An 18365-nucleotide genomic window follows, 5' to 3' on the forward strand; every position below is an offset into this window, starting at 1 on the left:
TCGGGTAACCAATGGAGCTGGCAAGTTCCCTGCAGTGCGCCTTGATGTGCAATCGCAGAATCAACGGTCACCCGAGCAGTAGTACCAGGCATTCGCTGTGTGACTACACAGCAGGACCGGGTACTCGTCTCAGGACAATGGAGCGTCGTAGATGAGTAAACAGAATAACGATGACTTGAAGTTTCAGGCCTCGGAAAACACCCTGGGGTTGAATCCTGTCGTTGGGCTGCGTGGAAAGGATCTACTGGCCTCTGCTCGAATGGTACTCAGGCAAGCGATCAAGCAACCGATTCACAGCGCCAAGCACGTCGCGCATTTCGGCCTGGAGCTCAAGAATGTCCTGCTCGGCAAGTCTGAGCTGCAACCGGCAGGCGATGACCGTCGCTTCGCCGACCCTGCCTGGAGCCAGAATCCGCTCTACAAACGTTATCTGCAAACCTATCTGGCGTGGCGCAAGGAGCTTCACGACTGGATCGACGACAGCAGCCTGTCGCCCAACGATGTCAGCCGTGGGCACTTTGTAATCAACCTCATGACCGAGGCCATGGCCCCGACCAACAGCGCAGCCAACCCGGCGGCTGTAAAACGCTTCTTTGAAACCGGTGGCAAGAGCCTGCTCGATGGCTTGTCGCACCTGGCCAAGGATCTGGTGCACAACAACGGCATGCCCAGCCAGGTCAACATGGGCGCCTTCGAGGTCGGCAAGAGCCTGGGCGTGACCGAGGGCGCGGTGGTATTCCGCAACGACGTACTGGAGCTGATCCAGTACAAGCCCATCACTGAGCAGGTACATGAACGCCCGCTGCTGGTGGTACCGCCGCAAATCAACAAATTTTATGTATTCGACCTCAGCCCCGAAAAAAGCCTGGCACGCTTCTGCCTGCGCAGTAACGTGCAGACCTTCATCGTCAGCTGGCGCAATCCGACCAAGGAACAGCGTGAGTGGGGCCTGTCGACCTACATCGAGGCGCTCAAGGAAGCGGTTGACGTGGTCACCGCGATCACCGGCAGTAAAGACGTGAACATGCTCGGTGCCTGCTCCGGCGGCATCACGTGCACCGCGTTGCTGGGCCACTACGCCGCGATCGGCGAGAACAAGGTCAACGCCCTGACCCTGCTGGTCAGCGTGCTGGACACCACTCTGGACACCGATGTGGCCCTGTTCGTCAACGAACAGACCCTGGAAGCGGCCAAGCGCCACTCCTACCAGGCCGGCGTGCTGGAAGGAAAAGACATGGCGAAAGTCTTCGCCTGGATGCGCCCCAACGACCTGATCTGGAACTACTGGGTCAACAATTACCTGCTGGGCAACGAGCCGCCGGTGTTCGACATCCTGTTCTGGAACAATGACACCACGCGTCTGCCCGCCGCGTTTCACGGCGACCTGATCGAAATGTTCAAGAGCAACCCGTTGATTCGCCCCAACGCACTGGAAGTGTGCGGCACGCCGATCGACCTCAAGCAGGTCAAGGCCGACATCTTTTCCCTGGCGGGCACCACCGATCACATCACACCGTGGAAGTGCTGCTACAAGTCGGCGCAACTGTTCGGCGGCAACGTCGAGTTCGTGCTGTCCAGCAGCGGGCACATCCAGAGCATCCTGAACCCGCCGGGCAACCCGAAATCACGTTATATGACCAACACCGAGACCTCGACGTCGGCCGAAGAGTGGCAGGAAAACTCTACCAAGCATACCGACTCCTGGTGGCTGCACTGGCAGGCCTGGCAGGCCGCCCGTTCGGGCGAAATGAAGAAGGCCCCGGTAAAACTGGGCAACAAGGCGTATCCGGCGGGCGAGGCCGCGCCGGGGACTTACGTACATGAAAGATAGTGGCGAGCCGCAAGCTACAAGCCGCAAGCTGAGCATGACCTGCTTGCGGCTTGCAGCTTGTGGCTGCTCTTCACTGCCCCAAAAGGCCTGACCATGCCGCAACCGTACATTTTTCGTACCGTAGACCTGGATGGCCAGACCCTCCGGACGGCGGTGCGCCCCGGCAAATCTCACATGACGCCCTTGCTGATTTTCAATGGCATCGGCGCCAACCTGGAGCTGGTGTTTCCGTTCGTCGCCGCGCTGGACCCTGACCTCGAAGTCATCGCGTTCGACGTCCCCGGCGTCGGCGGCTCATCAACGCCCAGCCGACCGTACCGATTTCCTGGCCTCGCCAAGCTCACGGCGCGCATGCTCGACTATCTCGACTACGGGCAAGTCAACGTGATTGGCGTCTCCTGGGGCGGCGCCCTCGCTCAGCAGTTCGCCCACGACTACCCGGAACGCTGCAAAAAACTGGTGCTGGCCGCCACGGCGGCGGGTGCAGTGATGGTGCCGGGCAAACCGAAAGTGCTGTGGATGATGGCCAGCCCACGACGCTATATCCAGCCGTCGCACGTGATCCGCATCGCTCCGATGATCTACGGCGGGTCGTTCCGTCGCGACCCGACCCTGGCTGCCAGTCACGCCGCCAAAGTGCGTTCGGCTGGCAAGCTCGGTTATTACTGGCAGCTGTTCGCCGGCCTCGGCTGGACCAGCATCCACTGGCTGCACAAGATCCACCAGCCGACCCTGGTGCTGGCCGGCGACGATGATCCGCTCATCCCGCTGATCAACATGCGCATGCTGGCTTGGCGCATTCCCAATGCTCAGTTGCACATCATCGACGACGGGCATCTGTTCCTGATCACCCGCGCCGAAGCCGTGGCGCCGATCATCATGAAGTTCCTCGAGGAGGAACGGCAACGCGCCGTGATGCATCCCCATCCAGCACCACTGGGCGGTTAGCCCGTTGCCTATCGGCGGGCAGGAGGCCACGCCGCGCAACAACCCGTAACAGCGTCTATGGTGTTCTGGTTCGGTGTTTGTTTTGGCCTGAAGACGAAGGAGTGTTGAGTCATGCGCGACAAGCCAGCAAGGGAGTTTTCACCCACTCCCGCCGCGTTCATCAACGCACAGAGCGCCATCACCGGTTTGCGTGGTCGGGATCTGGTTTCGACCTTGCGCAGCGTGGCTGCACACGGATTGCACAATCCAATGCACAGCGCCAGGCATGCCTTGAAACTGGGCGGACAACTGGGGCGCGTATTGCTGGGCGAAACCCTGCACCCAACCAACCCTCGTGACAGTCGTTTCAGCGACCCGGCCTGGAGCCTCAATCCGTTCTATCGCCGCAGCCTGCAGGCCTACCTGAGCTGGCAGAAACAGGTCAGTAGCTGGATCGACGAAAGCGACATGCCCCCGGACGATCGCCTCCGCGCCCACTTTGTATTTTCCCTGCTCAGCGATGCCGTGTCGCCGTCTAACACCCTGCTCAATCCACTGGCGGTCAAGGAAATCTTCAACTCGGGTGGCAACAGCCTGGTTCGCGGCATCAGTCATCTGGTCGATGACTTCCTGCACAACGACGGCCTGCCCAGACAAGTGACCAAGCAGGCCTTCGAGGTCGGTAAAACCGTGGCGACCACCCATGGTTCGGTGGTGTTTCGCAACGAGCTGCTCGAGCTGATCCAGTACAAGCCGATGAGCGAGAAGCAATACTCCACACCGCTTCTGGTGGTGCCGCCGCAGATCAACAAGTACTACATTTTCGACCTGAGCCCGAGCAACAGTTTCGTCCAGTTTGCCCTGAAAAACGGCCTGCAGACCTTCATGATCAGTTGGCGCAACCCGGATGTTCGTCATCGCGAATGGGGCCTGTCGAGCTATGTGGAGGCAGCGGAAGAGGCGATGAACGTGTGCCGGGCGATCACCGGCGCCCGTGAGGTCAACCTGATGGGCGCGTGCGCCGGCGGACTGACCATCGCCGCACTGCAAGGTCACCTGCAAGCCAAGCGGCAGATTCGCCGAGTGAGCAGCGCAACCTATCTGGTGAGCCTGCTCGACAGCCAGATGGACAGCCCTGCCACCCTGTTTGCCGACGAACAGACGCTGGAAGCCTCCAAGCGGCGCTCCTATCAAAAAGGCGTGCTGGACGGTCGCGACATGGCCAGGGTGTTCGCCTGGATGCGCCCAAACGACTTGATCTGGAGCTACTTCGTCAACAACTACCTGCTGGGCAAGGAGCCGCCGGCGTTCGACATCCTTTACTGGAACAACGACACCACGCGCCTGCCGGCAGCGCTTCACGGCGACTTGTTGGACTTCTTCAAACACAACCCGCTGGGCCACCCGGGCGGCCTCGAAGTATGCGGCACTCCCATCAATCTGCAGAAAGTCACCGTCGACAGTTTCAGCGTCGCCGGCATCAACGACCACATCACGCCGTGGGATGCGGTGTATCGCTCGACGCTGCTGCTGGGTGGCGAGCGACGCTTTGTGCTGGCCAACAGTGGCCATGTGCAAAGCATCCTCAACCCACCTTCCAACCCGAAAGCCAATTTCATCGAAAGCACCAAACTGAGCAGCGACCCGCGTGCGTGGTACTACGACGCCAAGCAAGTCGAAGGCAGTTGGTGGACGCAATGGCTGGCCTGGATTCAGGAACGCTCGGGCGCACAAAAGGACACCCACATGGCTCTGGGCAACCAGAATTATCCACCGATGGAAGCGGCACCCGGCACTTACGTGCGAGTGCGCTGACGGCCAACGCACCACGGCCAAGACTGGCCGTGGCATGACCTGACATTAAGAAGACTGGATGAAAACCCGCGACCGGATCCTCGAATGTGCCCTGCAATTGTTCAACCAGAAGGGCGAACCGAACGTCTCCACCATGGAAGTTGCCAACGAGATGGGCATCAGCCCGGGCAACCTCTATTACCACTTCCACGGCAAGGAACCGCTGATCCTCGGACTGTTCGAGCGCTTCCAGGCCGAGCTCTCGCCACTGCTCGACCCACCTGGCGATGTGGAACTGGCACCGGAAGATTACTGGCTGTTCCTGCACCTGATCGTCGAGCGCCTGGCGCATTACCGGTTTCTGTTCCAGGACCTGTCAAACCTGGCCGGGCGCCTGCCGAAACTGGCCAAAGGCATACGCAACCTGCTCAACGCACTCAAACGCACGCTGGCGTCCTTGCTGGCAAGGCTGAAGGCGCAAGGGCAACTGGTCAGCGACACACAGGCATTGGGGCAGTTGGTGGAGCAGATCACCCTGACGCTGCTGTTCTCGCTGGACTATCAGCGCATCATCGATCGCGTGGGCGAGGTCAGGCTGGTGGTCTACCAGATCATGATGCTGGTGGCCCCGCACCTGCTGCCGCCGATCAAGGCCGCAACCGAGCAGATGGCGCTGCAATATCTCGAAGATCCCCTGTAGAAGCGAGCATGCTCGCTCCTACAGGTAAAAAGCAGTGACTCACGCATAAACAAAAACGCCCGACCTTCGCAGGCCGGGCGTTTTCTCGAGCCCTGAAATCAGGACTGACTGGTTGGCGTCGAAGAAGCTGGCGCGGCAGTCGGGGTGACAGCAGGCGTTGGAGCGGCAGCGGAGTTGGTGGTGCTGGCCGCAGTCGCCGGGGTTGCCGGTTTGGCGGCAGCCACTGCTGGTTTTGCGGCAGCGGCTTTCGGCGCCGCCGGTTTTTTCACTGCAGGTTTTGCCGCAGGCTTGGCGGCCGGCTTGGCAGCCGCAGTCTTGGCAGCGGGTTTTGCTGCAGGTTTCGCGGCTGGCTTCGCAGCCGGTTTAGCCGCTGCGGCTGCCGGTTTGGCAGCAGGCTTGGCGGCTGCCTTGGTCACAGGTTTTGCTGCCGCTTTCGCGGCAACGGGTTTGGCCGCTGCCTTGGTAGCTGCAGGTTTGGCCGCTGCGGTTTTCGCCGCCGGCTTGGTGGCTGCTTTTGCGGCAGGCTTGGCAGCCGGTTTGGCCGCCGCTTTTACCAGAGGCTTGGCAGCCGTCTTGGTAGCAGGTTTGGCAGCAGCGGTTTTGGCCGCTACAGGTGCAACCTTGGCACCGGTGAGTTTTTCGATTTGCTTGGTCAGGGTATCGACCTTGCTGTGCAGCGCCTTGACTTCATTACGGCTCGGTACGCCCAGGCGCGAAATCGCGCTGTTGAGGCGCTTGTCGAAAGCACCTTCCAGTTCGTCCCACTTGCCCAGTGCACGGTCTTTCACACCGGAGATGCGAGATTTAGCCGAGGACGCGGAATCCTTGGCGGCATCGACACCTTTGCCGACAGCGCTCTTGGTGAGCTTCTCGGCTTTCTCGCCGTCTTTGACCAATGCATCGAAGAGTTTGCTGCCGTCAGTGTCGATCTTCGAGTACACGCCTAAGCCAGCCAGCCAGATCTTGCGGGAGTAGTCTTCGACTTTCCCAATCCACGAGCTGCCTTCTTTATCGGTGTTCTTTTTACCAGCCATCCCGTTCTCCTTAAGATTTACGCGCGACGCGTTCGAGCAATGCCGTCAGCTCATCGAGCTTGACAGAGAGTGCCTCAACGTCATGTTTAGACGGAATGCCGATACGATTCAAGGCACTTGCGACACGCGAGTCAAAAGCCTTCTCTACTTTATCGAGTTGAACTTCGACCTTGCCTTTGAAAGTGCTCACTTCACTCTTGGCTTCATCGATCTCGGTATTAGCCGCTACAAGTTTTTCGGCAACTAATTTTTTGCCTTTCTTTTCAACAAGTTGACCTTCCTTGATCAACTCCTGGAAGTACTCGCTGCCCTCCTGACCGACCTTGGTGTAGGCGCCCAGGCCTGCCAGCCAGATCTTGCGGGCATAGGATTTCACGTCGCTCAGAGCCGTTGTCGAAGCGTCGATTTTTTTCTTCAAAATTACTTTGGCCATGGTGCACCTCACGCGCAGAAGGTTTGAGGAACTGCCCGGGAAAGAGTCGGGCTCATGCACAACGTAAGGAGAATAATTAGAAAGGGCACCCTAACAACTGACACAAAACAATGGACGGGGATGTAGGAGATGATGGTGATCCTGTGGGAGCGGCGGTGCGACGATTCGACTTGCTCGCTCCCACAGGGAAAGTATTCAACTCACGAGTCGGTTACACCAACGCCTTATCCAGCGCCTTCTCGATTTCCGCTTTGATCATGCCGCTCATGGCCGACATCATCAGACCCAGCTCCACTTCGACGCGGATCGAATCATCCGCCACATGCACCGCACCTTTAACCCCCGAACGCTTGAGATTCAGGGTGTCGCCGGACCATTGCGGCTCCAGGCCATACTGATCGGACAGCTTCTGCGCCAGCTTGTCAGCCTTCTCGCGGGCCGCTTCCTTGCCCAGGTCGTGGGCACGTTCAACAGTAATACGGGCCATCAAATGACTCCTGTTTATGGGTACGCTACTTGGGCATATTGACCGCCGATGCGGCAAAACGTCCCAGTGATTGCCTATCTTACCTGCAGCCTTGCCAAGACAAAGCCGGCCACCGGGATTAGAATGCCCGCATTCTCTTCTGGTGACAGCGATATGACTGATCAGCGCAAAGGCAGCGATGCCGAACCCACCACTCACTTCGGCTTCAAAAACGTTCCGGAAAGCCAAAAAGCGGAAAAAGTCGCCGAGGTGTTCCACTCGGTAGCGGCCAAGTACGACTTGATGAATGACCTCTTGTCGGGCGGCATGCACCGTCTGTGGAAGCGTTTTGCAATTGAACTGTCGGGCGTGCGCAGCGGCAACCGTGTGCTCGATATCGCTGGCGGCACCGGCGACCTGACCAAGAAATTCTCGCACCTGGTTGGCCCGACTGGCCACGTGGTATTGGCCGACATCAACGAGTCCATGCTCAAGGTCGGTCGTGACCGCCTGCTGGACCTGGGTGTGGCCGGCAATGTCGAATTCGTTCAGGCCGACGCGGAAAAACTGCCGTTCCCTGACAATCATTTCGATTGCGTGACCATCGCCTTCGGCCTGCGCAACGTGACGCACAAGGAAGACGCCCTGCGTTCCATGCTGCGCGTGCTCAAGCCTGGCGGCCGTCTGCTGGTGCTGGAGTTCTCCAAGCCGACTAACGCACTCATGTCCAAGGCCTACGACGCCTACTCGTTCGCCTTCATGCCGCTGGTGGGCAAGCTGGTGACCAACGACTCGGAAAGCTATCGCTATCTGGCCGAATCGATCCGCATGCACCCGAATCAGGAAACCCTGAAGTCGATGATGGTCGAGGCCGGTTTCGACCGCGTGACTTACCACAACATGACCGCAGGCATCGTCGCCCTGCACCGTGGCATCAAGCCCTGATGCTGCTCGCCGGACTGCTCGCCAGCGTTGAACTCGGCCTGAACCGGGTGCTGCGCCTCGACAGCACGGCGCTGCCGCGGCTGGCGCATTTGAGCGGCAAAGTGATCGCCGTCGAGTGCCGCAGCCCGGCGCTGCATTTACACATCCTGCCCAGCGACGAAGGCTTGATGCTCGCCTCTCAATGGGAAAGCGGCGCTGATTGCACCTTGCGCGCCCCCGCTGCCAGCCTGATAAAGCTGGCGCTGAGCAAGGACAAAACTGCGGTCCTGCACGGTCCTGAAGTCGAACTCGACGGCGACAGCAGTGTGCTGCTGGAGCTGGCCGCCATCCTCCAGGACCTGGAGCTGGACTGGGAGTACGAGCTGTCGCGCTGGCTGGGCCCGGTCGCCACGCAATTGGTGGGCGGTCACCTGCGCAGTCGCGCTCGCTGGTATCAGCAAGGATTTTCCAGCCTGGGCCAGAACCTGGGCGAATACCTGGCCGAAGAATCGCGTACCCTCGTCGGTCAGCGCGAAGCTGAAGCCCGTTTCAGTGAACTGGACCGGATCAAGCTCGATCTGGAACGTCTCGAGGCGCGTGTCGAGCGCCTTTCCCGATCCCTAGACCCAAGCGATAACGCATGAAGCTGCTTGCCGTCCGCCGTTTGTTGCGCATCCAGCGCGTTGTGATTCGTTATCGCCTCGATGACCTGCTGTTCGACCTGCCGCTGCCGTGGTTCCTGCTGGCGCTGCGCTATGCCCTGCCGTGGCGCTGGTTCCCGCGCAAGAAAACGGACCTGAGCCGAGGTGCACGTCTGCGTCTGGCGCTGCAGGACCTGGGACCGATCTTCATCAAGTTCGGGCAGATCCTCTCCACCCGTCGCGATCTGCTGCCGGAAGACATCGCCGACGAGTTGATGCTGCTTCAGGACCGCGTGCCACCGTTCGATTCCCAGGTGTCGGTCAAGCTGATCGAAGAACAGCTGGGCAAGAAGATCAGTGAAGTGTTCAGCCGCTTCGACATCGAACCACTGGCCTCGGCGTCGGTAGCGCAGGTGCACGCCGCGCAACTGAAAACCGGCGAAGAAGTGGTGGTCAAGGTGATCCGCCCCGGCCTCAAGCCGGTGATTGCCCAAGACCTGGCGTGGCTGTTCATCCTCGCCCGAGCTGCGGAGAAACTCTCGGCCGATGCGCGCCTGCTGCACCCGGTGGACGTGGTCAGCGACTACGAAAAAACCATCTATGACGAACTCGACCTGTTGCGCGAGGCGGCCAACGCCAGCCAGTTGAAGCGCAACTTCGAAGGCTCGCCGATGCTCTACGTACCGCAGGTCTATTGGGACTGGTGCCGGCCAAAAGTGCTGGTGATGGAGCGCATCTACGGAATTCAGGTCACGGATCTGGCGACCCTTGCCGACCAGCGCACCGACATGAAAATGCTCGCCGAGCGCGGCGTGGAAATTTTCTTCACCCAGGTTTTCCGCGACAGCTTCTTTCACGCCGACATGCACCCCGGCAACATCTTCGTCAGCACCGTCAACCCTTGGAGCCCGCAGTACATTGCCATTGACTGCGGGATCGTCGGCAGCCTGACCCCGGAAGACCAGGACTACCTGGCACGCAACCTGTTCGCTTTTTTCAAGCGCGATTACCGGCGCGTGGCGCAGTTGCACATCGATTCGGGATGGGTGCCAGCCGAGACCAAACTCAACGAATTCGAAGCGGCAATTCGCACTGTGTGCGAGCCGATCTTCGAAAAACCGTTAAAAGATATTTCCTTCGGCCAGGTGCTGATGCGCCTGTTCCAAACCGCCCGGCGTTTCAATATGGAAGTGCAACCGCAGCTTGTCCTGTTGCAGAAAACCCTATTGAACATCGAAGGCCTGGGCCGTCAGTTGTACCCGGACCTGGACCTGTGGAACACCGCGCAGCCGTTCCTCGAGCGCTGGATGCGTGAGCGCGTCAGCCCCAAGGCCCTGCTCGGCAACGTGCAAAGCCAATTCGAACAGTTGCCGCACCTGGCCAACATGGCGCGTGACCTGCTCGAACGCATGTCCCAGCCCCACGCCTACGACCCGCCACCACCCTGGCATCGCCGACGCGACGACTGGTTCCTGCGCCTGCTCGGCACGGCTCATCTGGCGGGCGGGGCTATCCTCGCTGCGGGCGGGCCGCTGAACGAACTGGCTTACTGGCCGGCCGGTATCATGATGGCGGTCGGCTTGTATCTCATCGTGCGAAGATGAGCGTAAGCTTCAAGCTTCAAGCTTCAAGTGGCATAGTGAATTCCCACTTTGGGTTTATGCCTGCACGTATGCAACGTTAGAATCACGCAAGACCAAAGCGGATTTGCTTTTACTTGCAGCTTGAAGCTTATAGCTTGCAGCTGCTTCAGGAACTGAAGATGACCAACTGGCTGGACGAGATCAAGTGGGATGCCGATGGCCTGGTACCGGCCATTGCCCAGGATCACAAGACCGGGCGCGTCCTGATGATGGCCTGGATGAACCGTGAAGCGCTGGAACTGACCGCCGCCGAGAACCGCGCCATCTATTGGTCGCGTTCCCGTGGCAAGCTGTGGCGCAAGGGCGAAGAGTCCGGCCATGTGCAGACCCTGCACGAGATGCGTCTGGACTGCGACGCCGACGTGATCATCCTGATGGTCGAGCAGATCGGCGATATTGCCTGCCATACCGGCCGCCAGAGCTGCTTTTACCGTGTTTTCGAGAACGGCGACTGGAAAACCGTCGACCCGGTCCTGAAAGACCCGCACGCCATCTATAGCGCAGGACACAAACATGAGTGACACCCTGACCCGCCTCGCGCAGGTGCTGGAAGAGCGCAAAGGTGCCGCTGCCGACAGTTCGTATGTCGCCAGCCTGTACCACAAGGGTTTGAACAAGATTCTGGAGAAAGTCGGCGAAGAGTCCGTCGAGACCATCATTGCCGCCAAGGATGCCGCCGTCAGCGGCGACTGCAGCGATGTGATCTACGAGACCGCCGACCTATGGTTCCACAGCCTCGTCATGCTCGCCCAACTGGGGCAGCATCCACAGGCTGTACTCGATGAACTGGACCGTCGCTTCGGTCTGTCCGGACACGCTGAGAAAGCCTCGCGCCCGTCCGCCTGAACAACCTTTTGAGAGGAGCAGCAACATGGGCATTTTTGACTGGAAACACTGGATCGTTATCCTCGTTGTTGTAGTTTTGGTGTTCGGCACCAAAAAACTGAAAAACCTCGGCACTGATGTCGGCGAGTCGATCAAGGGCTTTCGCAAGGCCATGAACGACGACGAGAAGCCGGCTGACCCCGCCGCTACACCTGCGCAACCGGTGCCACCTGTTCAGCCACAGACCACCCAGGCTGTGAACCAGCCGCACACCATCGACGTGCAGGCGCAAAAAGTCGAAGAGCCGATCCGCAAAGACGTGTGAGCATTGACTAATGTTTGGTATCAGCTTCTCTGAACTGCTGCTCGTCGGCCTCGTTGCCCTGCTGGTGCTGGGTCCCGAGCGCCTGCCGGGTGCTGCGCGCACCGCCGGACTGTGGGTCGGGCGCCTGAAGCGCAGCTTCAATGCGATCAAACAGGAAGTTGAACGTGAAATCGGTGCCGACGAGATTCGTCGGCAACTGCACAACGAGCACATTCTGTCGCTGGAGCAGGAGGCTCGGAAGATTTTCACGCCGACCCAGCAGGAGCCGACACCGGTTCCGCCCGAGGCCACGCCAACCGCCGCCACGCCGGTCGCTGAAACAGTGCCTGTCGAACCGGCGCCCGCAGTGGTCACCGCCCCCGTCGAACCTGTAGCACCCGCGGCTGCGCCTTCGGCGCCGGCCCCTCAAGACCCTACACAGCCGCCGCGAGTCTCATGAGCGATCTTCCTGAAAATGACCAGCACATGCCGCTGGTTTCGCACCTCACCGAGCTGCGTACCCGCCTGCTGCGCTGCGTAGCGGCGATCTTCATCATCTTTGCCGGGTTGTTCGCCTTCACCCAGCAGATCTACACCTTCGTCTCCACGCCGTTGCGCCAGTACCTGCCGACAGGCGCGACGATGATCGCCACCGATGTGTCGTCGCCGTTCCTGACGCCATTGAAGTTGACCATGATGGTCTCGCTGTTCCTGGCGATCCCGGTGATCCTGCACCAGATCTGGGGCTTCATCGCGCCGGGCCTGTACAAGCATGAGAAGCGCATCGCAGTGCCCCTGCTGGTGTCGAGCATCCTGCTGTTCTATGCAGGCATGGCCTTCGCCTATTTCCTGGTGTTCCCGCTGATCTTCAAGTTTTTCGCCGCCGCGACCCCGGCCGGCGTGGAGATGATGACCGACATCACCAGCTACCTCGACTTCGTCATGACACTGTTCTTCGCCTTCGGCGTAGCGTTCGAAATCCCGGTGGCCGTGGTATTGCTGGTGTGGATCGGCGTGGTCGACGTCAAATACCTGAAGAAAATCCGCCCCTACGTGATCATCGGCTGCTTCGTGGTTGGCATGATCCTGACACCGCCGGACATCTTCTCGCAGACGTTACTGGCCGTGCCAATGTGGTTGCTGTTTGAAATCGGCGTCCTGTTCGGCGGCCTGATCAGCAAACGGGGCGATCACCCTGACGATCAGCCGGTCGACGACCACAACGACCAGCCGCCAGCGACCCAGGCGTGAACCTGCTGCTCCTCGAAGAGGCCGACTTCATTGCGCACGACCGGGTGATCCTGCGAGATCGCCGGTTGACGCACATGCAGGAAGTCCACCGCTGTGAAGTGGGGGACAGGTTGCGTGTCGGGCGTATCGGCGGGCTGATGGGGTCCGCGCAGGTGATGCGCCTGGACACCAACGAAACCGAATTGCAAGTCACCCTCGACCAGCCACCGCCAGCCAAGCTGCCCATGACCCTGGTATTGGCCCTGCCACGCCCCAAGATGCTGCGCAGGGTGTTTCAGACCCTTGCTGCCATGGGTGTGCCGCGTGTCGTGCTGGTGAACAGCTACCGCGTCGAGAAGAGCTTCTGGCAGACACCGTTCCTGGAGCCGGAGGCGATTCGCGAGCAGCTGATCCTCGGCCTTGAACAAGCCCGGGACACTGTCCTGCCCGAGGTGGTGATCGAGAAGCGCTTCAAGCCGTTCGTCGAAGACCGACTGCCGGCGATCAGCGAAGGCACCCTCGGCCTGGTCGGCCACCCCGGCGATTACCCGCCCTGCCCTCGCGGCCTCGACGAGCCGGTGACGTTGGCCATCGGACCGGAAGGTGGCTGGATCCCCTACGAAATCGACCTGCTGGCCAAATCCGGCTTGCAACCGGTGCAGCTTGGCGAGCGCATTCTGCGGGTCGAAACCGCCGTCACAGCGCTGCTTTCCCGGCTGTTCTAGGGCTCGCACGCCCCTACAGAATCCATTTCACCTGCCGATACAACTCCCATAAAACCAATGTTTGGTCCGGAGAGTTGCAGCATGTACCGATGGATGGCCGAAAAGCTGGGAAACGTTAGCGTCAATCGCAAACTGAGTGTCGGCTTCGGCTTGGTGCTGTTGCTGACGTTGCTGATCACCTTTACCGGCTGGACCGGCCTGGGTGAGGTGATAAACCGAGGTGACAAGCTCGGGTACATTGCCAGCCTCAACGACTTGACCAAAGACCTGCGCGTAGCCCGCCTGGACTACGAAATGCGCCGTGGTGAACAAGGCACGGGCACGGTCAACGACCTGCTCGGCCAACTCGATACCGGCTTGAAAACCGCCCGCGCAATGATCGAACAACCTGCCGACGCAGCCATGGTCGACCAGCAACTGGCGGCCGTCAGCGAATACAAGCAAGCTTTTGCCGCCATGGCCCAGGCGGGTGCCAACCGTGAAGACGCGCGCAGCAAGCTCGGTGCCTCCGCCGACAATGCCGTGGCCCGGGTGGCGGAAATCGAAAAAGCCCTGCTGCAAGGCGACAACGTCGCGGATTTCAACAGTGTGGTCGAGGCCGGCAAACTGTTGCAGCAGTCGCGCTATCAAGTGCGCGGCTACACCTACAGTGGCAAGGCCGACGCCGAGCAACCGGCGCTGGACGCCATTGCCAACGCCTTGAACTACCTCGATACCCTGCCCTCGAAATTGCCGCCCCAGTACACCGCCGGCCTGCAACAGGCCAGCGAATCGTTCAAAACCTACCGGGCCGCCGTCACTCAATTTCGTGATTCCCAGGTGGCGACCGCCGCTGCCCTGGTACGCATGAAAGCGCAAGGCGAAATCCTGGTCGACGTCAGCCAGAAGCTCACCGCGTCGCAGACTATCGTGCGCGACACCGATGCGGCGCACGCCAGGAACCTGTTGCTGTTGGCCACCGCCCTGGCACTCGTCTTCGGCCTGTTTGCCGCCTGGGCCATCACCCGGCAGATCGTCATCCCACTGAGCCAGACCCTGAAAGTGGCTGAGCGCGTCGCCGCCGGCGACCTGAGCCAGAACCTTGAGTCCTCGCGCCAGGACGAACTCGGCCAGCTGCAGCGCGCCATGCAGAGCATGACTGTCGGCCTGCGCGAGCTGATCGGCGGCATCAGTGATGGCGTCACGCAAATCGCCAGCGCCGCCGAAGAACTGTCCGCCGTGACGGAGCAAACCAGCGCCGGGGTCAACAGCCAGAAAGTCGAGACCGATCAGGTAGCGACGGCCATGAACGAGATGACTGCCACCGTGCAGGAAGTCGCGCGCAACGCCGAGGAAGCGTCCGAAGCGGCAGTGGCTGCCGATCAGCAGGCTCGCGAAGGCGACAAGGTGGTGGGTGAAGCCATCGCCCAGATCGAACGCCTGGCCCAGGAAGTCGGCAATTCCACCGAAGCCATGGGTGACCTCAAGCGCGAAAGCGACAAAATCGGCAGCGTCCTTGACGTGATCAAATCCGTGGCACAACAAACCAACCTGCTGGCGCTCAACGCCGCCATCGAGGCAGCCCGTGCCGGTGAAGCCGGGCGTGGCTTTGCGGTGGTGGCCGACGAGGTCCGCAGCCTCGCCCAGCGCACGCAAAAGTCCACCGAAGAAATCGAAGAGCTGATCGTCGGTCTGCAAAACGGCACCCAGCAAGTGGCGACCATCATGGACAACAGCCGCACCCTGACCGACAGCAGCGTCGAACTGACCCGTCGTGCAGGTGGATCACTGGCAAGCATCACTCGCACCGTGTCGGCGATCCAGTCGATGAACCAGCAGATCGCCGCAGCAGCCGAACAGCAGAGCGCAGTGGCCGAAGAGATTAACCGCAGCGTGCTGAACGTGCGTGATGTGTCTGAACAGACCTCGGCGGCGAGTGAAGAGACGGCGGCGTCCAGCATTGAGCTGGCACGGCTGGGGACGCATTTGCAGATGCTGGTGGGCAGGTTCAAGGTTTGAGGTGACTGTCTTGCCTCGGTTCGCTTGAGACCGAGGTGAGGCTATCGCGAGCAAGCCCGCTCCCACAGGGGCTTCGCTTGTGTTCACCGCCAAACACTCTGGGAGCGAGCCTGCTCGCGATAGAGCCTAAAGTACCTGCCGCAGGAAGGCCTGGGCCCGCGGATCCTTCGGCGCATCGAAGAACTCTGCCGGCGAGGCATCTTCCAGTAACTTGCCGTGATCGAAGAACAGCACACGATCGGCCACTTCCCGCGCAAACCCCATCTCATGAGTCACGCAGACCATGGTCATGCCTTCCTGAGCCAGGTTTTTCATGACATCGAGTACCTCGCCGACCATTTCCGGATCGAGGGCTGAGGTCGGCTCGTCGAACAGCATGACCTTGGGCTCCATCGCCAGCGCCCGGGCAATCGCCACGCGCTGCTGCTGGCCGCCAGACAGGCGCGAGGGAAACTCGTGGGCTTTCTGCGCGATACCGACCTTTTCCAGCAACGCCAGCGCCTTGGCCTCGCGCTCCTTCTTGCCGCGCTTGCGCACGACTTTTTGCGCCAGGCACAGGTTTTCCAGCACGGTCATGTGCGGGAACAGGTTGAAGTGCTGGAACACCATGCCGACTTCGCGGCGGTAGGCATTGATGTCGGTTTTCGGATCGGCCAGTTGCAGGCCGTCGATGCTCACCGAGCCTGCGTCGAATTCTTCCAGGCCATTGAGGCAGCGCAGGAAGGTCGACTTGCCAGAACCTGACGGGCCGATGACAACGAGCACTTCGCCCTTGGCCACGTGGGTCGACACATGGTCGACCGCGCGCACCACCTGCCCCCGAGTGTCGAAGACTTTTACCAGATCGCGGACTTCAATCACTTTGCGCGAGCCTCCGCTCAAGCCGACCGGCGATTTTCGACAGCGGCAGGTTGATCAACAAATACAGGCCAGCCACACAGAACAGGATCTCGAACGGCGAAAACGAAGTGGTGATGACTTCGCGGCCGCTCTTGAGCAGCTCGGTGATGGCGATCACCGACACCAGGGAGGTGTCCTTGACCAGACTGATGAATTGCCCGGCCAGCGGAGGCAGCACGCGTTTTAACGCTTGCGGCAACACGACATGACGCATCGACTGGCCCGAGCTCAAGCCGAGGGAGCGCGCGGCCTCGTTCTGGCCACGGGCGATCGACTGCACGCCAGAACGGATGATCTCGGCGACATACGCCCCGGTGAACAGCGACAGGGCGGCGACCCCGGCAAACTCCCGGGACAGGTTCATCACCGTGCCGATGAAGAAGTAGAAAATGAAAATCTGCACCAGCAATGGCGTGCCGCGCACCAGCTCCACGTAAATGGTCGACAGGTCACGCAGGGTCGGGTTGCTCGACAGGCGGCACAAGCCTGTCGCGAGCCCGATCAACAGCCCCAGCACGCCCGACACCACCGACAGCCACAACGTGGTCCAGAGCCCCCACAACAGCGGCCCGGCCGCCCAATGACGGGTCACGCCGATCACGTCGCCTTCCGCCACATCATCGCCCTGGGCGACTTGCAGGCTGTTTTCGTCGACGATCACGCGCTGCTCATCACCCGCGTCGTTGCGCAGGGTCACTTCGGCCTTGCCGCCGTTACGCACAAGATCGCTGACGGTGGAGATGTCGGCCGCACGCTGGGACTCTTCGGCATGGTAGGCGAAGTACTGCGGCACGCGGTTCCAACGCCACTCGTAGGACATCAGCGAGGTGGCGTAGTACAGGCCGCCGGCCAGGCCGATCAGCACCAGCACGGTGAGTGCGTGCCAGGGCCATTGGGCTTTTTTCTGTTTCATTGCAGTTCCGGAAATTGTGTTGCCTGTCAGGCCGTCATCGCGGGCAAGCCCGCTCCTACAGGGGAACGCGGTCTACTGTAGGAGCAGCCGCTCGACGCTCGATTGCTCGCGATGCAGGCGACTCGGTCTAGACGACCTGAACCTTATTCCATGTCCTTGAGCCATTCAGTGCTCTTGAACCACTTGTCATGGATACGATCGTAGGTGCCGTCTTCGTGGATCTGGTGCAGGAAGTTGTTGATGAAGTTGATGCTGTCGTAGTCACCCTTCTTCAGGCCAAACGCGAGCGGCTCGTAGGTAAACGGCTTGTCGAGGAATACTAGTTTGCCGTTGCCAACCTTGGTCAGCGCCACGACGTTGTACGGCGCGTCGTAGATAAACGCATCGGCCTTTCCGTTGACCACGTCGAGCACGGCTTCCTGTTCGTTGTCGTAGCCGTGGTACTTGGCTTTGGAGATCAGCTTCTTGGCCACCATCTCGCCGGTGGTGCCGAGCTTGGAGGTGATGCGGTAGTCAGCCGTGTTCAGGTCTTTGTAGGACTTGATGGTGCCTTCCAGTTCCTTGCGGATCAGCAGGGTCTGGCCAACCACGATGAAGGGTTCGCTGAAGTTCAGGCGCAGGTTGCGTTCCTGGGTCAGGGTCATGCCGCTGCCGATCATGTCGAACTTGTCGGTGAGCAGTGCCGGGATGATGCCGTCGTAACCCGTGGACACCAGCTCCAGCTTGACGCCCATGGCCTTGGTCATGGCCTTGAGGATGTCGACTTCGAAACCGATGATCTCGCCGCGCTTGTTGGTCATTTCGAACGGCATGTAGGTCGGGTCCATACCGACTTTCAGCGTGCCGCGCTTGACCGCGTCGTCGATGGCGCCGGCCTGCGCTGCGCTGACTGCAACCAATGCCGTGACGCCGACCAGCAGCATCGAGAGATACTTCTTCATCATCATGTCCCCAAAACCATTGCGTTATGAGGCACGCAATCGCCGGTTCCCAGCGGGAAAATCCGTCGATACGGACAAAAATTGCCCGGGCGCACCAATTCGGGGACGGATGCTAACGCACTCGCTCGTTTGCACA

General features: G+C 60.4%; 20 protein-coding genes and 1 pseudogene. 15 read left to right on the forward strand and 6 right to left on the reverse strand.

The annotated features are described in order from the left end of the window. Positions 1-151: 151 nt before the first annotated feature. The 4 genes from phaC (AB4N64_RS23100) (at position 152) to AB4N64_RS23115 (ending at position 5252) form a co-directional block, all read left to right on the forward strand. The gene (phaC, locus tag AB4N64_RS23100; RefSeq protein ID WP_460118836.1) at positions 152-1831 is read left to right on the forward strand and encodes a class II poly(R)-hydroxyalkanoic acid synthase; all 1680 of its coding nucleotides are present in this window, start codon (positions 152-154) and stop codon (positions 1829-1831) included. A 93-nt stretch (positions 1832-1924) separates the two neighbouring features. After that, positions 1925-2779 (forward strand): poly(3-hydroxyalkanoate) depolymerase, encoded by an 855-nt coding sequence (gene phaZ, locus AB4N64_RS23105; RefSeq protein WP_460118838.1) that lies wholly within the window; start codon positions 1925-1927, stop codon positions 2777-2779. Between the two features lie 111 nt (positions 2780-2890). Then, entirely contained in the window at positions 2891-4573 is a 1683-nt protein-coding gene (phaC, locus tag AB4N64_RS23110; protein ID WP_460118839.1) for a class II poly(R)-hydroxyalkanoic acid synthase, read from the forward strand. Positions 4574-4631: 58 nt separating this feature from the next. Continuing rightward, the gene (locus tag AB4N64_RS23115) at positions 4632-5252 is read left to right on the forward strand and encodes a TetR/AcrR family transcriptional regulator (protein ID WP_460118841.1); all 621 of its coding nucleotides are present in this window, start codon (positions 4632-4634) and stop codon (positions 5250-5252) included. A 98-nt stretch (positions 5253-5350) separates the two neighbouring features. Here the strand turns inward: AB4N64_RS23115 and AB4N64_RS23120 are convergent, their stop codons facing one another. The 3 genes from AB4N64_RS23120 to AB4N64_RS23130 form a co-directional block, all read right to left on the reverse strand. After that, the gene (locus tag AB4N64_RS23120) at positions 5351-6286 is read right to left on the reverse strand and encodes a phasin family protein (RefSeq protein WP_460118843.1); all 936 of its coding nucleotides are present in this window, start codon (positions 6284-6286) and stop codon (positions 5351-5353) included. A 10-nt stretch (positions 6287-6296) separates the two neighbouring features. Continuing rightward, the gene (locus tag AB4N64_RS23125) at positions 6297-6719 is read right to left on the reverse strand and encodes a phasin family protein (RefSeq protein ID WP_460118845.1); all 423 of its coding nucleotides are present in this window, start codon (positions 6717-6719) and stop codon (positions 6297-6299) included. A 211-nt stretch (positions 6720-6930) separates the two neighbouring features. Continuing rightward, on the reverse strand, positions 6931-7206 hold the full coding sequence (locus tag AB4N64_RS23130) for a polyhydroxyalkanoic acid system family protein (RefSeq protein WP_460118846.1): 276 nt from the start codon (positions 7204-7206) through the stop codon (positions 6931-6933). A 153-nt stretch (positions 7207-7359) separates the two neighbouring features. Between AB4N64_RS23130 and ubiE the strand changes: the two genes are divergently transcribed. The 11 genes and pseudogenes from ubiE to AB4N64_RS23185 all read left to right on the forward strand — a co-directional run bounded on the left by ubiE (position 7360) and on the right by AB4N64_RS23185 (position 15475). Next, positions 7360-8130, forward strand: coding sequence for a bifunctional demethylmenaquinone methyltransferase/2-methoxy-6-polyprenyl-1,4-benzoquinol methylase UbiE (ubiE, locus tag AB4N64_RS23135; RefSeq protein WP_460118848.1), 771 nt, complete (start codon positions 7360-7362; stop codon positions 8128-8130). Continuing rightward, entirely contained in the window at positions 8130-8753 is a 624-nt protein-coding gene (locus tag AB4N64_RS23140) for a ubiquinone biosynthesis accessory factor UbiJ (RefSeq protein ID WP_460118850.1), read from the forward strand. Before ubiE ends, AB4N64_RS23140 begins: the two co-directional genes overlap by 1 nt. Then, entirely contained in the window at positions 8750-10354 is a 1605-nt protein-coding gene (gene ubiB, locus AB4N64_RS23145; protein WP_460118852.1) for a ubiquinone biosynthesis regulatory protein kinase UbiB, read from the forward strand. Before AB4N64_RS23140 ends, ubiB begins: the two co-directional genes overlap by 4 nt. A gap of 158 nt (positions 10355-10512) precedes the next feature. Then, entirely contained in the window at positions 10513-10914 is a 402-nt protein-coding gene (gene hisI / locus AB4N64_RS23150; protein ID WP_175375321.1) for a phosphoribosyl-AMP cyclohydrolase, read from the forward strand. Continuing rightward, positions 10907-11239 (forward strand): phosphoribosyl-ATP diphosphatase, encoded by a 333-nt coding sequence (locus tag AB4N64_RS23155; protein ID WP_460118855.1) that lies wholly within the window; start codon positions 10907-10909, stop codon positions 11237-11239. Before hisI ends, AB4N64_RS23155 begins: the two co-directional genes overlap by 8 nt. 25 nt (positions 11240-11264) lie before the next feature. Then, on the forward strand, positions 11265-11543 hold the full coding sequence (locus tag AB4N64_RS23160; protein ID WP_460118857.1) for a twin-arginine translocase TatA/TatE family subunit: 279 nt from the start codon (positions 11265-11267) through the stop codon (positions 11541-11543). A 10-nt stretch (positions 11544-11553) separates the two neighbouring features. Continuing rightward, on the forward strand, positions 11554-11982 hold the full coding sequence (tatB, locus tag AB4N64_RS23165) for a Sec-independent protein translocase protein TatB (RefSeq protein WP_460118859.1): 429 nt from the start codon (positions 11554-11556) through the stop codon (positions 11980-11982). After that, a complete protein-coding gene (gene tatC / locus AB4N64_RS23170) occupies positions 11979-12773 on the forward strand; it encodes a twin-arginine translocase subunit TatC (protein ID WP_460118861.1) in 795 nt (264 codons plus the stop codon). Before tatB ends, tatC begins: the two co-directional genes overlap by 4 nt. Next, positions 12770-13477: a 16S rRNA (uracil(1498)-N(3))-methyltransferase gene (locus AB4N64_RS23175; protein WP_460118863.1), complete on the forward strand. Its 708-nt coding sequence runs from the start codon at positions 12770-12772 to the stop codon at positions 13475-13477. The genes tatC and AB4N64_RS23175 overlap by 4 nt, the downstream gene beginning before the upstream one ends. Positions 13478-13570: 93 nt before the next feature. Further along, a pseudogene (locus AB4N64_RS23180) lies at positions 13571-14617 on the forward strand (methyl-accepting chemotaxis protein); the annotation flags it as partial. 144 nt (positions 14618-14761) lie between these two features. Next, complete coding sequence (locus AB4N64_RS23185; RefSeq protein ID WP_460126845.1) at positions 14762-15475, forward strand: methyl-accepting chemotaxis protein; 714 nt, start codon at positions 14762-14764, stop codon at positions 15473-15475. A gap of 126 nt (positions 15476-15601) precedes the next feature. On the opposite strand, the gene AB4N64_RS23190 is transcribed toward AB4N64_RS23185, so the two are convergent. From AB4N64_RS23190 to AB4N64_RS23200, 3 genes are all read right to left on the reverse strand, one after another. Continuing rightward, a complete protein-coding gene (locus AB4N64_RS23190; protein WP_460118865.1) occupies positions 15602-16336 on the reverse strand; it encodes an amino acid ABC transporter ATP-binding protein in 735 nt (244 codons plus the stop codon). After that, entirely contained in the window at positions 16329-17288 is a 960-nt protein-coding gene (locus AB4N64_RS23195) for an amino acid ABC transporter permease (RefSeq protein WP_460118867.1), read from the reverse strand. Before AB4N64_RS23195 ends, AB4N64_RS23190 begins: the two co-directional genes overlap by 8 nt. Before the next feature lie 143 nt (positions 17289-17431). Further along, positions 17432-18229: a transporter substrate-binding domain-containing protein gene (locus AB4N64_RS23200; protein WP_460118869.1), complete on the reverse strand. Its 798-nt coding sequence runs from the start codon at positions 18227-18229 to the stop codon at positions 17432-17434. Positions 18230-18365 lie beyond the last annotated feature (136 nt).

It is taken from the genome of Pseudomonas sp. S2_C03 (genome assembly GCF_054668405.1).

Coding starts and splice junctions, on each gene's coding strand:
- phaC (WP_460118836.1), top strand. CDS start 152: ATGAGTAAACAGAATAACGATGACTTGAAGTTTCAGGCCTCGGAAAAC.
- phaZ (WP_460118838.1), top strand. CDS start 1,925: ATGCCGCAACCGTACATTTTTCGTACCGTAGACCTGGATGGCCAGACC.
- phaC (WP_460118839.1), top strand. CDS start 2,891: ATGCGCGACAAGCCAGCAAGGGAGTTTTCACCCACTCCCGCCGCGTTC.
- AB4N64_RS23115 (WP_460118841.1), top strand. CDS start 4,632: ATGAAAACCCGCGACCGGATCCTCGAATGTGCCCTGCAATTGTTCAAC.
- AB4N64_RS23120 (WP_460118843.1), bottom strand. CDS start 6,286: ATGGCTGGTAAAAAGAACACCGATAAAGAAGGCAGCTCGTGGATTGGG.
- AB4N64_RS23125 (WP_460118845.1), bottom strand. CDS start 6,719: ATGGCCAAAGTAATTTTGAAGAAAAAAATCGACGCTTCGACAACGGCT.
- AB4N64_RS23130 (WP_460118846.1), bottom strand. CDS start 7,206: ATGGCCCGTATTACTGTTGAACGTGCCCACGACCTGGGCAAGGAAGCG.
- ubiE (WP_460118848.1), top strand. CDS start 7,360: ATGACTGATCAGCGCAAAGGCAGCGATGCCGAACCCACCACTCACTTC.
- AB4N64_RS23140 (WP_460118850.1), top strand. CDS start 8,130: ATGCTGCTCGCCGGACTGCTCGCCAGCGTTGAACTCGGCCTGAACCGG.
- ubiB (WP_460118852.1), top strand. CDS start 8,750: ATGAAGCTGCTTGCCGTCCGCCGTTTGTTGCGCATCCAGCGCGTTGTG.
- hisI (WP_175375321.1), top strand. CDS start 10,513: ATGACCAACTGGCTGGACGAGATCAAGTGGGATGCCGATGGCCTGGTA.
- AB4N64_RS23155 (WP_460118855.1), top strand. CDS start 10,907: ATGAGTGACACCCTGACCCGCCTCGCGCAGGTGCTGGAAGAGCGCAAA.
- AB4N64_RS23160 (WP_460118857.1), top strand. CDS start 11,265: ATGGGCATTTTTGACTGGAAACACTGGATCGTTATCCTCGTTGTTGTA.
- tatB (WP_460118859.1), top strand. CDS start 11,554: ATGTTTGGTATCAGCTTCTCTGAACTGCTGCTCGTCGGCCTCGTTGCC.
- tatC (WP_460118861.1), top strand. CDS start 11,979: ATGAGCGATCTTCCTGAAAATGACCAGCACATGCCGCTGGTTTCGCAC.
- AB4N64_RS23185 (WP_460126845.1), top strand. CDS start 14,762: ATGAACGAGATGACTGCCACCGTGCAGGAAGTCGCGCGCAACGCCGAG.
- AB4N64_RS23195 (WP_460118867.1), bottom strand. CDS start 17,288: ATGAAACAGAAAAAAGCCCAATGGCCCTGGCACGCACTCACCGTGCTG.
- AB4N64_RS23200 (WP_460118869.1), bottom strand. CDS start 18,229: ATGAAGAAGTATCTCTCGATGCTGCTGGTCGGCGTCACGGCATTGGTT.